At 56.1% G+C, this 892-nt stretch carries 1 protein-coding gene; it reads left to right on the forward strand.

Annotated features, from left to right (window positions below):
- Positions 1 to 653, forward strand: a 653-nt coding sequence (locus AC0L2A_RS36230; RefSeq protein ID WP_473612975.1) for a type IV secretory system conjugative DNA transfer family protein, incomplete at its 5' end; no start/stop codon positions are given.
- Between the last annotated feature and the right edge of the window lie 239 nt (positions 654 to 892).

The following is an 892-nucleotide window of genomic DNA, read 5'->3' on the forward strand; positions in this document are numbered from 1 at the left end:
CCCGCGCGATACAGCACGCGATCTTGGGAGCTTCAAATCCGCCGAGAGGCAAGCGCGACGTGCAGTTCAGGACGTTGCACTTCTTTCTGCACGATGAATTCAAGCACTTGGGTAAGCTGGAGGCGATCGAGACCGCAATTACGACCGTCGCGGGCTACAAGGGTCGCTTCATGTTCATCATCCAAAGCCTTTCGGCTCTGACGGGGGCTTATGGCGAGGCTGGCAAGCAGAATGTTCTCAGCAATACCGGCCTGCAAGTGTTCATGGCCACTGCCGATGACGAGACTCCGAATTACATTTCCAAAGCTATCGGTGAATACACATTTCAAGCCCAATCGATTTCCTACAGCCAGGCGCGAACGTTCGATTGGAACATCCAGAATTCACATCAAGGTGCACCGCTGTTGCGTCCCGAACAGGTGCGGCTGCTCAACGAAGAGTACGAGATCGTTCTCATCAAAGGTCTGCCACCATTGCAATTGAGAAAGGTGCGATATTTTTCGGATCGCATTCTGAAACGCATCTTTGAAAACCAGACAGGCGCTCTCCCGGAGCCGGCGCCCTTGATGAAAGCAGACGAGGGGCTCTCGGCAGAATCTCAACCCGATGAGCCGCTGCGTGGATTGGCGCAGGACTTTGACGATACAATTTGATGTGAGGCTAGTGTGGACCCGCGAAATAGGAACCCATCCCGTGTAACAGCTTCGTCGCAGGTGCAGGACGCCGGCTTGGAAGAAGGGCAAGCGGGCCAGGCCCGGCAAGTGGGCGATGAGCAGCACCTTGCCGAGGCCCGGAGGCTGTTCGATCAAGCTGACGAGTCGCCAACCAGTCGAGAGGAGCTTCTGCGACTGGAACAGGGGTTGAGCGAAGTGCTTCAGCGACGGCAGGATGA

Source organism: Mesorhizobium sp. WSM4844 (assembly GCF_055811775.1).